Below are 12,659 nucleotides of genomic sequence, written 5' to 3' on the forward strand. Positions count from 1 at the left end.
CAAGCAAAGGCGGGCTGATACGGCATCACCTTTTTGCCCGGGGGTTTTGCCCCGGGGGTTTTGCCCGGGAGGTTTGTCCGAGAGGTCTGGCCGGGGGCTTCTGCCGGGGCGGAGGTGATCAGACCGTGGACCGGGGCGCGCCGAGGACGCAGGGGATCTCCATCGTCACCATGGTCGGTCCGCCGGGCGGGCTGCTGACCGCGAAAATCCCGTCGAAGGTGCCCAGCCGCCGTTCGACCCCGCTCAGACCACCGCCCGGCGCGATCCGGGCGCCGCCGCGGCCATCGTCGGTCACCACGATCCGCAGGGCGCCGCCGTCGTGCTGCATATCGACCCACATCCGGGTGGCGCCGGAGTGCTTGGCCGCGTTGGTGAGCACCTCGCTGACCGCGAAGTACGCCGCCGACTCCACCGGTTCGTCGGCTCGGCCCGGCAGCTCCACGTCCACCTCGACGGGGATCGTCATGCGCAAGCCCAGCGCCCGTACCGCGTCGCCCAGACCGCGTTCGGCCAGCACGGGCGGATGGATACCGCGGACCAGGTAGCGCAGTTCGGTCAGGGCCTCCGCCGAGTCGGTCCGGGCCGCGGCGAGCAACTCCTTGGCCTTGGCCGGGTCCTTCTCGATCAGCGCCTCGATGGTGCCCAGACTCATGCCCATGGCCACCAGCCGGGCCTGGGCGCCGTCGTGCAGATCGCGTTCGATACGGCGCAGTTCGGCGGCGGAGGTGTCGACCGCGTCATGCCGGGTCTCGGTCAGCCGCCGCACCCGCGCGGCCATCGCCATCTGCGGGGTGGGGGCCAGGAGCCCCCGGGAGGCCAGGAATCCGGTGCGCAGGATGAGGGGCGAGATCATCAGGCCGGTGGCGAAGAAGACCGCGCCGAGCAGTCCCGCGAGGAGGGCGGTCGACTGGGAGTCGACGGGGATGAACGCGTACCAGTAGGTGCCGCCCGCGTTCACCACCGGCTCCCACACGCCCGCGGCCATGACCCACCCCTCCACCCCGTAGGGGATGAACGCGAAGGCCAGCGCGGCCAGGAGCAGACCGCCGATCATGTCGTAGAACAGCCACAGCAGATCGCGCCAGGTCGCCGGGTCCTTCAGCAGGAAGGTGCACAGCTCCACGTGGCCGGCGATACCGGCGCGCCGGTCCTCGGGCAGTGGACGGTAGGGCACCGGGATCGCGATGTCCGACCACCGGGCGGCCAGCAGCCGCCGCTGATCGGCGTGCATACGCACCAGCTTCACCATCGCGGGGGTGGTGAGCACACCCAGTCCCAGCGGGATGAAGCAGACGGACAGCACCATCAGCGTGAACAGCGGGATCGATCCGAGCGCTGTGATGAACAACAGCGCCAGCCCCCGTGCGCAGGCCGTGAACCCGCTGCGTACCTTCATTCTTTGTCCCCCCGGGTGCTGGCCGATGGCCGGTGGCTGGTGGTGGATGGCCGGTGGTGGTCGATGGCCTGTGGTGGTCGATGCGAACGCCCCTCATGGTGGGGCATGTTCAGTCTGCCGGTGCGCTCACCTCGTGGTCACGGGGGTACGGCCCCGTCCGGGGGGTGTAGCCGGCCCCACCCCCCGGCCTCGCCTTTCGGCTCCGCGAGCGGGTGGCTGCCCGGCTGGGGCGCGAGCGCGCGGATTTCTAGCGTCGAGGACGTGACCGAATCAGTCCGTACCTCTACGGGAGAGACGCCATGAGCGCATCGAGGCAGGGCCTGGCCGTGCGGCTGGGCGGGTGGAGCACCCGCCACCGCAAAACCGCGATCATTGGATGGCTGCTGTTCGTCGTGGTCGTCGCCGTGGTCGGCGGGATGTCCGGGGCCAGGGAGATGACGGAGTCCGAGGGTGGTACGGGCGATTCCGCACGCGCCGAGAAGATCCTTGAGGATGCGGGACTCCAGACCCCCGCCGGGGAGATGGTGATGGTGCGCGGCGAGCGGCCGGACGGCTGGCGCGCCGCAGTCCATGATCTCACCGCACATCTGGAGAAGACCGGGGAGACGGTGCGGATCCAGCCACCGGTGCGTTCGGAGAACGGACGTGAGGCGCTGATCAGCTTTGAGATCAAGGGCGATCCGGACACCGCCGGGGAACGGGTGGAGCCGGTGCTCGACGCGGTCCGGGCCACCGAGGCCGCCCACCAAGGCATCACCATCCATGAGTTCGGCGACGCCAGCTTCGACCACATGCTGAACGGGATGCTTAACCACGACCTCAAGAAGGCGGAGCTCACGGCGGTGCCGCTGGCTCTCGGCATTCTGCTGGTGGTCTTCGGCGCGCTGGTGGCGGCGCTGCTGCCGGTGCTGCTCGGGGTGACGGCCTGTGTCGGCACCTTCGGACTGCTGGCGTTGATCAGCCATCGGCTGCCGCTGTTCGAGTCCACCAACTCGGTGATGTTCCTGGTGGGGCTGGCCGTCGGCGTCGACTACTGCCTGTTCTATCTGCGGCGGGAGCGCGATGAGCGGGCTGCGGGCCGGGACGCGGCCACGGCGCTGCGGATCGCGGCGGCCACCAGCGGCCGGGCGGTGCTGGTCTCCGGGATCACGGTCATGCTGGCGATGTCGGGCATGTTCCTGTCCGGGCTGCTGCTCTTCAAGGGTTTCGCCGTCGCCACCATCCTGGTCGTGCTGATGGCGATGCTGGGTTCGGTGACGGTGCTGCCCGCGATGATGTCCTGGCTGGGCGACCGTATCGAGGCCGGACGGGTGCCGCTGCTGAACCGCCGCCGGAAGAAGGGGGTGCACACCAGCGGCGGTCTCTCCGTCCGGTTGATGCGCCCGGTGCTGGCCAGGCCGAAGGTGTTCGCCGTCGTCTCCGGTGCGCTGCTGCTGGTCCTGTGCGCCCCCGCGCTGGGGATGAAGACCGAACAGCTCGGCATGGAGAAGCAGTTCGGTTCCGACGCCGAGCTGACCGTGGCCTTCGAGGAGATCACCGGAGCGTTCCCCGGCGGCCCGGACCCGGCCGAGGTGGTCGTGCGCGCTGATGACGTCGGCTCGTCCCGCTTCGGCGCGGCCGTCGCCGATCTAAAGAAGGAGATCGCAGCGTCGGACCGGTTCCGGAAGCCCGTCGATGTGGAACTGCACCGGAAGGAGGGTGTGGCCCGGATCGAGGTGCCGCTGTCCGGCGACGGCAAGAACGCCGCCTCCGAGCGCGCCCTGGACACCCTGCGCGACGATCTGGTGCCGCGCATCCTCGGCCCGGTCTCCGAGCAGGCGTACGTGGGCGGTCAACTGGCCGCGGACCTGGACTACAACGACCAGTTGAAGAGCGATATCGCCCCCGTCTTCCTCTTCATCGCGGCCGTGACCTTCCTGCTGATGCTGGTGTGCTTCCGGTCGGTGCCGATCGCTCTCGCCTCGATCCTGCTCAACCTGCTGTCGGTGGGCGCCGCGTACGGCACGATGACCGCCGTCTTCCAGCACGGCTGGGGCGCCGAACTGCTGGGGATGGAACCGGCGGGCGCGATCGAGTCGTGGATGCCGCTGTTCGTCCTGGTGATCCTCTTCGGGCTGTCAATGGACTACCACGTCTTCGTGGTCTCGCGGATCCGTGAGGCTCATGTCCGGGGTCTGACCACCCGCGACGCGATCCGCGAGGGCATCCGGACCACGGCGGGCTCGGTCACCGGGGCGGCAGCCATCATGGTCGCGGTGTTCGCGGTCTTCGCCCTGCTCCAGATGCAGGACATGCAGCAGATGGGCGTCGGTCTCGCGGTGGCGGTGCTGGTGGACGCCACGCTGGTGCGGATGGTGCTGCTGCCCTCGGTGCTGGCGCTGCTCGGCGAGCGCGCCTGGTATCTGCCGCGTGCTTTGCGGTGGTTGCCGCGGCTCGGACACGGTGAGGAGCCGGTGCCGAACCCGGCCGGGTCGGCCGCGGCCCCGCAGCCGCCGGTGTCGGCGGGCCGCTGACATCCGCTCACGGCAATCGCTTGTGGCATCGCCGCCCCGGACAGGTCCGTGGACCTGTCCGGGGCGGCGATGCGCGCCGCGGATTCCGAGGTGCGTCAGTCGGTGGGTGCTGGGGGCGCGGGGGGTACGTACTTGTAGCCCACCCGCCGCACCGTCACGATCGTCCCCCGGTGCTCGGCGCCCAACTTGCGGCGCAGCCGGGCCACATGGACATCGACGGTCCGGCCGTCGCCGATATGTCCGTACCCCCACACCGTGGTCACCAGCTGATCGCGGGTGTGCACCCGGTGCGGATGGGCGACCAGATGGGCCAGCAGCTCGAACTCGAGATAGGTCAGCTCCAGCGACCGGCCCGCGAGCTGCGCGGTCCGCCGGTCGGGGTCGATCCGCACCAGCCCGTCGCCGCCGCCCGCCGCCACGGCCTCGGTGGACGGTGACGGGGCGGCCGCGGAGGCCGCGGGATCCTGCCGGTCGGCGGGGACCAGCACCAGATAGCCCACCATCGGCGGATGGCCGGGCAGTGCGGGCAGAGTGTGCGGAGGCGCGGGCAACCAGGTCGCACCCGGGTGCAACAACTCCGCGACCGGCGGCGCCTCGTCCGGCGCAACGGCTCGCAACCGTTGACGGTGGGCGGAGGCCGCCGGGGCGCCGGGCGGGGCGGCGGGGGCTGGGGAGGACGACAGACTACGGATGTTTGTCATGGGAGTCAGCTCTTTCGCGCTCGAGAGGCCGTCGAGAGGCGTCGATGGACGCCGATGGACGTCGTGCGCGCGGGCTGGGCGGCCTGGCCGAGGTGTCGCTGAAAGGGGCAGCGGCGGCGGAAGGCTCAGCGGCCGAGCGAGCGGGCCCGCGCACGGGATGCGCGGCAACACTCGCGGTCGAAATGGTGCGCCTGCCGGGATGGCCAGAACGGCTCGAGGTCGGGATGACCCGTCGCGGCGTGCTGGAGGCTGACCATGCCTCTATTGAAGCAGACAACCCGTCCGGCTCGCTCGGCCCGTGGGGCCATGTGGCCCGGACGGGAAGGGCGTTCCCTGGCCCGAGGTCAGGAGTTGACGCGTAGAAGGGGTTGCCCGCACTGATGCGGTGGATGTCCCGCAGCACGGGTCCGGGCAGCCCCATGCGTCTTCGCGGCGACAGCGCGCGCAGATACCCCTCATGGGTATGGAGCCCCCTCCGGCCCCCGAGTGCTCAGGGGTACGGGCGCCGGGGTGGTCGTCTTCGTGGGTGTGGGGGTGCTGGCGGGTTCTGCGGTCCGGTCTGCGGGGGCGGAGTGGCGCTCCGGGCGCTGGGCGGAGCCGGTGCCGGGGGTGCCGGGGCAGGCGCCACGCCTGGGGCACGCGCCAGGCCCAGGTCAGGCGCCGGGTCAGGGGCTGGGGACGCGCATCGCCCTCCCCTGCCTGCCGCGCGGCGCCCTGCGGAGACGGCTGGTGGCGGAACCAAGGAGCATCGGAGCCAACCAGACATCTACCTATAAACCAAGGCGAGGCGCACAATGGTGGTGCGGTGTTTTACCGCACTGCGCGGTCAGACTTGCATGGATCGAAGGAGGCGAGTCGTATGGCCGACGTCTCACACACCAGAGGGGATATCACGGGCCACCCTGACGTGACCGAAATGCGGGAGCGCTACGCCCGCATGATGGACGCCCGTGATGTTGTCTTCCTCGACGGACCGGTGCTTCTCGCCGGTCTGTACTTCGCCATCTCTCCCTGGGTGGTGCACTTCTCGAGCACCAGCCCCAACCTCATGGTCCACAACCTCATCCTCGGTCTCGCCATCGCGTTGCTGGGGATCGGCCTCACCACGGCCCCGAGGAGGATGTACAGCCTGTGCTGGACCATGGCCGCGATCGGTGTATGGATGATCATCTCTCCCTGGGTGGTCGCGAGGGGCCCCGACGCCGGGATGATCTGGAACAACGTCGTGGTCGGCGCCATCACCTGCCTGTTCGGGCTGGTGGCCGCAGGAATGGTCATGCGGAAGGGCCGGGGGGAGACCTGACCGTTTCAACGAAAGTGTCATCGGGACACCGGCCTTGAGGCCGGACAACCGAGACCGAATGGAGAAGGCCGCCCACCGCACGCTCCGATGGGGTCGTGCGGCAGGCGGCTTTCGCGCGGTTTCCCGGTCGGTGCGGTCGCAGGCGGTGGTCAGCGGTAGCTCACCGTCGTCTGCCATGGCAAGCGCCCATGGGGAACCATGGCCATGGCCCCGGCCCCGACGGCGCACCCCGCCTAGACTGCGATCTCCCGACCAGGAAATGAGGCAGCATCCGCCATGCCCCTCCGCATCGCACTGAGCCAGATCACCACCGGTCCGGACCCGGCGCTGAACCTTGACCTGCTGCGCCGGGAGACACAGCGGGCTGCGGAGGCCGGGGCCCGGCTGGTCGCGTTCCCGGAGGCGACCATGGCCTGCTTCGGCACCCGGCTCGGTCCACTCGCCGAACCGCTGGACGGTCCCTGGGCGACGGAGGTCCGGCAGATCGCGCGGGACAGCGGACTTGTGGTGGTCGCGGGCATGTTCACCCCCGCACCCGACGGGCGCGTCACCAACACCCTGCTGGCCACCGGCCCCGGAGTGGAGGCCGCCTACGACAAGATCCATCTGTATGACGCCTTCGGTTTCAGGGAGTCCGACACCGTGGCTCCGGGCAGCCACGTGGTCACCTTCGATCTCGACGGCGTCAGGATCGGCCTCGCCACCTGCTACGACGTACGCTTCCCGGAACTCTTCCGGGCCCATGCCGACGCCGGTGCGATGGTCTCGCTGCTCTCCGTCTCGTGGGGCGCGGGACCGGGCAAGCGCGAGCAGTGGGAGCTGCTGACCCGCGCACGGGCGCTCGACGCCACCGTATGGGTCGCCGCCGTGGGACAGGCCGATCCAGCCGCGTCCGAGGCCGGTACCGCCCCGGCCGGGAGTGCCCCCACCGGTATCGGCCACAGTGCCCTGATCGGCCCCGACGGCACGGTGCGGGAGCGGTTGGAGGCCGCCCCGGGTCTGCTCGTCGCGGACATCGACCCCGAGGAGGTCACCACGGTGCGCCGTACGGTGTCCGTTCTGGACAACCGCAAGCTGGGCGTACGGCCCTGAGCGGTGGCCGGCAGCCGCCGGGAGGATGCGGTCGCGGGGGTCGGTGAACGGATCCTGGCCGCGAACGTCAGCGGGTCCCACGCCACTGCCCTGTGCGCTGGGAACCTGGGTCCGGGAGGGAACCCGGGAGCCATGGACCGTGGAGCGGGGGCGGCTCGACTCCCATGCCACGAGGGCGCGATGGCCGGTGGCACAGCGTCCCGGCGACGCTCATCGCGGGCTCTCGCCGCCGGTCCGCCCCGCGCTCGCGGCCACCAGCCGCGGACCGTCCTCGGCGGCGTGGTGACCGGCGGCTTCCTCTGTGACTCCAGTGGCTCCCGTGACCAGGACGACCTTGCCGGTGACCGTGCCGGACTCGGCCAGCCGCATCGCCTTCGGCGCCTCGGTCAGCGGAATCCGCGCCGCCACCTGGGCGGAGAAGTCCCCGCTCGCCAGCAGCTCCAGCACCTGGCCCAGATCGGCACGGACCCGCGCCTGATAGCCGGCCAACCGCCGCCGCCCCGCCCACAGGTTGTAGAAGTGCGCCCGCCGTCCGTTCGGCAGCAGATTCCACAGCAGCAGCCGGGCGAACAGCTTGAGCACCGGCGCCCGTGACGAACCCGGGACATCCCGGGTGGCGGCCGTGCCGTAGGAGACGAGCGTGCCGCCGCGGGCCAGCAGGCGGAAGGAGTCCACGATGCCCTCGCCGCCCACATGGTCGAAGACCGCGTCCACCCCGCCGGGGGCCAACTCGCGCACCCGCGCGGGCAGATCGGGGTCGCGGTAGTCCAGCGGGATGGCGCCCAGCGCCCGCACCGCCCCGTGGTGGCGCGGTGAGGCGGTGCCGATGACCCGGATGCCGGCGTGGCGGGCGAGCTGGACGAGGGTGGACCCCACGCCGCCGTTGGCACCGAGGACCAGGATCGTCGCCCCGGAGCGGACCTTGGCCGTGCGGTGGAGCATCTGCCATGCCGTGATCCCGTTGACCACTACCGTCTCCGCCTCGGCCGCGCCGACTTCCTCCGGCACCGCGACCAGATCCCCGGCGTCGACCAGCGTGTGCGTGGCCCAGCCGCCCGTCTTCGTCAGCACCGCGAACCGGCCGCCGCGCAGTGCGGGATCCACCCCGGCGCCCGTGGCGGTGACCCTTCCCACCAGGTCATAGCCGGGCACGAAGGGGAAGGGCGGCTGGTCGTAGTACTTGCCCCGGCGCATCTGCTGCTCGGCGAACGAGACACCGGACGCCTCGACCTCGACCAGGGCCTGGCCGGGGCCGGGCTCGGGCAGCGGGCGGGTGCGGAGCTGGAGCCCTTCCGGCTCCACCAGACCGGGGAGCACGACTTCGGTGAGCATGGCGAACCTCGTCTTTCCTGGGCCTCACGGCCTCACGACCACCGTGAGGACTTCTCTCGTCCGTGAGAACTTCTAACAAAACAATGAACCTGTTACCCTCGATGTGTCAACCCCGGTTCGAAGCCGGTTTCCGAGCCGGTTCCGGACCGGCCCCGGCGGCCGGTTCCGAGCCGCCCGTACCAACCAACGGTGAAAGGCGCGTCCATGGCGACAGCACGGCGAGAGCGCTACCGCAAGCAGACCCGCGAGGAAGCCAAGGCCGTGGCCCTGACCCAGCTCGCCGAGGCGGGCACGGCGGGCATCTCGGTGAACGCGATCGCGAAGTCGATGGGCATGACCGGCCCCGCGCTCTACCGCTATTTCGCGGGCCGGGACGAGCTGCTCACCGAGCTGATCAGCGACGCCTACCGCGATCTGGCCGAGGCCGCGGCGGCCGCCGTCGCCGATGCCGCCCCTGACGACCGGTTCCGCGCGCTGGCCCACGCCATCCGTGACTGGGCCAAGGCCCATCCCGACCGCTATCTGCTCATCTACGGCACCCCGGTGCCCGGTTACCAGGCGCCGCCGGAGACCACCGAGATCGCCCGTGGGCTGATGCGCACGATCCTCGACGCCTGCGCGGGCCTGGGCGACACGGTCGCCGGTGCGCCCGCGTCCCCCCTCGAGGCGGAGCTCGCGCGCCGGCTCGAGGCCGTCGGCCCCTGGGCCGACGGGGCGGAATCCGACGGCGAGCTGAAGGGCCGTGCCCTGCGCGCCTGGACCCGGCTGCACGGTGTGATCAGCCTCGATGTGCAGGGCCAGTTCAGCGGGATGGGCTTCGACCCGGGGATGCTCTTCGAGGCCGAGGTCGAGGCCCTCGCGCGCGGCGTCTGAGGAATCCCCGAGCTGCCCGCCCGGCGCTCACGGCGCACACTGGAAGCACACCGGAGCGCACGGGTGACCGGAGGTCGCGATGGAGTCCGCCGAGTTCGATGTGGTCGTGGAGATCCCGGAAGGGTCCCGCAACAAGTACGAGATGGACCACGAGGCAGGCCGGATCCGGCTGGACCGGATGCTGTTCACCGCCACGAAGTACCCGGCGGACTACGGCTATATCGATCACACCCTCGGCCGGGACGGCGATCCGCTCGATGCCCTGGTCACGGTCGGCGAGCCCACCTTCCCCGGCTGTGTCATCCTCTGCCGGGCCATCGGTATGTACGTGATGAGCGACGAGAAGGGGCCGGACGAGAAGGTCCTCTGCGTCCCCGCCCACGATCCGCGCTACACCGATGTCCAGGACATCGACGACGTGCCCGAATTCGACCGGATGGAGATCACCCACTTCTTCGAGGTCTACAAGGACCTCGAGCCCGGCAAGTCGGTGGAGGGTTCCCACTGGGAGGGCCGCGACGACGCGTACGCGGAGATAGCCGCCTCCCGCGCCCGCGCCGCCGGGGCCGTCCGCCCCCACTGAGCCACCACCTGAGCCACGGCCTCAGTGACCACCTGAGCCACCGCCTCAGTCACCACCTGAGCCACCACCTGATTCACCGCCGCGCCCAGCCCGGCCCGGCGCGGCGGGCCTCAGGGCACTTCGGAGCCCCCCGTCAGGACAGCTCGCCACGCTGCGCCGGAACCCCGCGATCGTTCTGAAGCTCCCACAACTCCCGGAAGAGCCCCGGCGATCGGGTCAGCTCCTCGAACGTTCCCTCCTGGATCACCCGCCCGTGGTCGAGCACCACGATCCGGTCGGCCACGGCCACGTTCGCCAGCCGGTGGGTCACCAGGACCACCGCCCGGTCCTCCGCCATCCGCCGCAGCCCCGCGAAGATCCGGTGTTCGGCACGGGCGTCGAGGGCGCTGGTCGGCTCGTCCATCACCAGCAGCCCGGCGGGCCGGTGGAACGCCCGCGCCAGCGCGATGCGCTGCCACTGCCCACCGGACAGCTCCACCCCGCCCCACCACTGCCGGGCCAACAGGGTGTCCAGCCCGCTGCGCAGCCCGTCCAGCACCTCATGGGCACCGGAGTGCGCCGCCGCCGTCCGCACCGCCTCGTCCCCGCCGTGCGGTTGACCCAGCGTGATGTTGTCCCGGGCGCTCAGCGGCCAGTGGGCGTAGTCCTGCGGAACCACGGCCGTATGCCGCCACATCGCCTGCGGATCCAGCTCCCCCACATTGGCGCCGTCCCAGGTCACCGCGCCCTTGGTGGGCAGATAGAGCCCGGTGAGCAGCTTGCTGAGCGTGGTCTTGCCCGAACCGTTCTCCCCGACCAGCGCCAGGACCTCACCGCGCCGTACCTCGAGGGTGACATCGTCCAGCGCCGGGGCGTCGGACTCCGGATACGCGTAGGTCAGCCCCTCGGCCCGGATCACCCGCGGTGTCGCCGGGACGCCGCTGCCGCGCCGTATCCGGTGGCCGCCCGCCTCCTCGATGAACTCCGCCCAGTCGTCCAGATACAGCCCGGTACGGAACAGCCGGGTCCCGTACCCGACCATGCCCTGCAACGACGTGGCCACCGTACGCAGCGCGAAGACGGCGGTCCCCGCCGAGGCCACCGACATCTGCCCCGCGCCCAGCAGCAGCGCAAGCGACACCCACACCAGCCCGGAGGCGAGCCCTCCGGCCACCGCCCCCAGCAGTGCGTACCGCGCGCCCCGGTGCACGGCCTTGTCGGTCGCGGTGTCCACCCGCGCCCCGATGGCCCGGTACCGCGCCAGCAGAAAGTCGGCCATGGTGCCGGACCGGAGCTGATCGGCGATGTCCTTGTCGATCATGAACCAGCGCAGCAGACTCAGCGTGCGGCGGTCCGCGCTCATCGCCCGGCTGGTCTCGTACTGGACCCTGGCCGCCTTCATCCCGGCGATCCCCTGCGGCAGCGCCGCCAGCAACAGCAGTGGCAGCAGCGCCGGATGGAGCACCGTGACCACACCCGCCGCGGCGATCAGCGATGCCACACAGGCCATGAGCTGCTGCGACTCGGTGATCAGATCCTGTGCGACCTCGGCGCCCCGGTCCGCCGCGTCCCACTTGTCGTTGAACCCGGGGTTGTCGTACGCCGCCAGCTCGGCGTTGATCGCCGCGTCCAGCATCTGTGTCTCGGCCTCCCGCGAGATCCGCGGGGACAGCCTGCTGGAGATGTTGTTGACCGCGATCCCCAGCAGCGCCCGCAGCCCGGCCGCCCCGGCCAGTACCGCGATCGATGGCAGTGCCTCCCGCAGCCGTTCGGCGATCTGCCCGGAGGAGATCAGCGCGGTGATGGTGCCGGTGGTGGCCAGCAGTCCGAAGGCTTCAAAGAACCCCGACAGCGCCTGGCACACCAGCAGCGCCACCACCGCCCTGCGGTCCACCTTCCAGGCCAACGCCAGTGATCTCCGCACCAGTTGCGGCAGTCTGCGGACCATCGACCGGGTGGTGATCGGGTTGTTCTCCATCGCCACCAGCGACGGGGGCCGGAACCTCAGCTCCTCACCAGGCTGTTCGTTCCCCGGTTGTCCGCTCTGTTCCTCACCGGGCTGCTCAGTGGTACGTGACGCCACAAATCCCCCCTGATGGTGTGTTTCCGGTGCGACAGGGGTCAGACTGCCGGATGCCGTCACCGGACGAGGGGCGTCCGGGGTAAGTCACACGATCGGGGTGTTTATTTCCTGCATGCCTTCTGATGGTCGCGCCCCGGCGCTCGTCTCCAGGGGCCCGGCGGGGGAGGACGGCGCGCTCGAATCACGCCATCAGGTGTGGTTCCCCTGTGATGCGTCGAAGTTGATCCGTATGGTCGTCAGCTGGGTGCCGACCGAGCGCACCATAAGGCTGTTGAGCTTCGGAAGTTTCTTCAGCCGCTCACGCGCGTTGTCATCATCGATGATCTCGGCCGTCCCGGTGTGCCATTTCCCCTTGATCTGTACCCGGACCCTTGGATTGGCCTCGATATTCCGTACGTAGTGGGAATTCCGGCCGAACTCGCTGACCCACCAGAATGCCGAGACCTCGACCCGGCCACCCACCGGAGTGTGGCGCGGCAGACCGGAGTGCCGGCCGATGGTTTCAATGATGGCCGCGCCCGGGATGTAGGGAGCCAGCCGACGGTTGACGGGGTTCACCAGGTGCCGCTGACACCAGATCACAAACGGCCGCTCCGGAAGGGACCCCCCGCGGGCATGGGCGCGGGCGGCGCGCGAGAGCAGAGAGCGCAAGGTCAGCTTGGGCATCGGAATCAGGATAGGCCACAGAATCCGGCTGGCACGGCGGTAATGCCGGACAAAGGTCGCGAGGTGATCGAGGGCAGTAACGCGCGCAGCACGAGATGAGCTCTTGATCCGACTTTCCAGTCCACTTCGAGGGGGCGC

10 protein-coding genes are annotated in these 12,659 nt (G+C 70.4%); 5 read left to right on the plus strand and 5 right to left on the minus strand.

Translation table 11 applies throughout. The features are described 5' to 3' along the window. Window positions 1-118 precede the first annotated feature (118 nt). On the minus strand, window positions 119-1,396 hold the full coding sequence (locus tag AC4BEG_RS25435) for a sensor histidine kinase (protein ID WP_490702066.1): 1,278 nt from the start codon (window positions 1,394-1,396) through the stop codon (window positions 119-121). Window positions 1,397-1,695: 299 nt separating this feature from the next. On the opposite strand from AC4BEG_RS25435, the gene AC4BEG_RS25440 reads away from it, so the two are divergent. Next, a complete protein-coding gene (locus tag AC4BEG_RS25440; RefSeq protein WP_490702067.1) occupies window positions 1,696-3,909 on the plus strand; it encodes an MMPL family transporter in 2,214 nt (737 codons plus the stop codon). Between the two features lie 95 nt (window positions 3,910-4,004). Here the strand turns inward: AC4BEG_RS25440 and AC4BEG_RS25445 are convergent, their stop codons facing one another. Further along, complete coding sequence (locus AC4BEG_RS25445) at window positions 4,005-4,610, minus strand: winged helix-turn-helix domain-containing protein (protein WP_490702068.1); 606 nt, start codon at window positions 4,608-4,610, stop codon at window positions 4,005-4,007. Window positions 4,611-5,469: 859 nt separating this feature from the next. On the opposite strand from AC4BEG_RS25445, the gene AC4BEG_RS25450 reads away from it, so the two are divergent. Then, window positions 5,470-5,913 (plus strand): SPW repeat protein, encoded by a 444-nt coding sequence (locus AC4BEG_RS25450; protein ID WP_490702069.1) that lies wholly within the window; start codon window positions 5,470-5,472, stop codon window positions 5,911-5,913. A 276-nt stretch (window positions 5,914-6,189) separates the two neighbouring features. Continuing rightward, window positions 6,190-7,005: a carbon-nitrogen hydrolase family protein gene (locus AC4BEG_RS25455; protein ID WP_490702070.1), complete on the plus strand. Its 816-nt coding sequence runs from the start codon at window positions 6,190-6,192 to the stop codon at window positions 7,003-7,005. A gap of 210 nt (window positions 7,006-7,215) precedes the next feature. Here AC4BEG_RS25455 and AC4BEG_RS25460 read toward each other — a convergent pair whose 3' ends face one another. After that, entirely contained in the window at window positions 7,216-8,337 is a 1,122-nt protein-coding gene (locus AC4BEG_RS25460; RefSeq protein ID WP_490702071.1) for a medium chain dehydrogenase/reductase family protein, read from the minus strand. 204 nt (window positions 8,338-8,541) lie between these two features. Between AC4BEG_RS25460 and AC4BEG_RS25465 the strand changes: the two genes are divergently transcribed. Both AC4BEG_RS25465 and AC4BEG_RS25470 read left to right on the plus strand, forming a co-directional pair. Further along, window positions 8,542-9,210, plus strand: a complete 669-nt coding sequence (locus AC4BEG_RS25465) for a TetR/AcrR family transcriptional regulator (protein WP_490702072.1) — start codon at window positions 8,542-8,544, stop codon at window positions 9,208-9,210. 79 nt (window positions 9,211-9,289) lie between these two features. Further along, window positions 9,290-9,793 (plus strand): inorganic diphosphatase, encoded by a 504-nt coding sequence (locus tag AC4BEG_RS25470; RefSeq protein ID WP_490702073.1) that lies wholly within the window; start codon window positions 9,290-9,292, stop codon window positions 9,791-9,793. A gap of 133 nt (window positions 9,794-9,926) precedes the next feature. Here AC4BEG_RS25470 and AC4BEG_RS25475 read toward each other — a convergent pair whose 3' ends face one another. Both AC4BEG_RS25475 and AC4BEG_RS25480 read right to left on the minus strand, forming a co-directional pair. Continuing rightward, the gene (locus AC4BEG_RS25475; RefSeq protein ID WP_490702074.1) at window positions 9,927-11,855 is read right to left on the minus strand and encodes an ABC transporter ATP-binding protein; all 1,929 of its coding nucleotides are present in this window, start codon (window positions 11,853-11,855) and stop codon (window positions 9,927-9,929) included. Between the two features lie 189 nt (window positions 11,856-12,044). Continuing rightward, window positions 12,045-12,521: a nitroreductase/quinone reductase family protein gene (locus tag AC4BEG_RS25480; protein WP_490702075.1), complete on the minus strand. Its 477-nt coding sequence runs from the start codon at window positions 12,519-12,521 to the stop codon at window positions 12,045-12,047. Window positions 12,522-12,659 lie beyond the last annotated feature (138 nt).

The organism is Streptomyces sp. JLBJ103 (genome assembly GCF_058215575.1).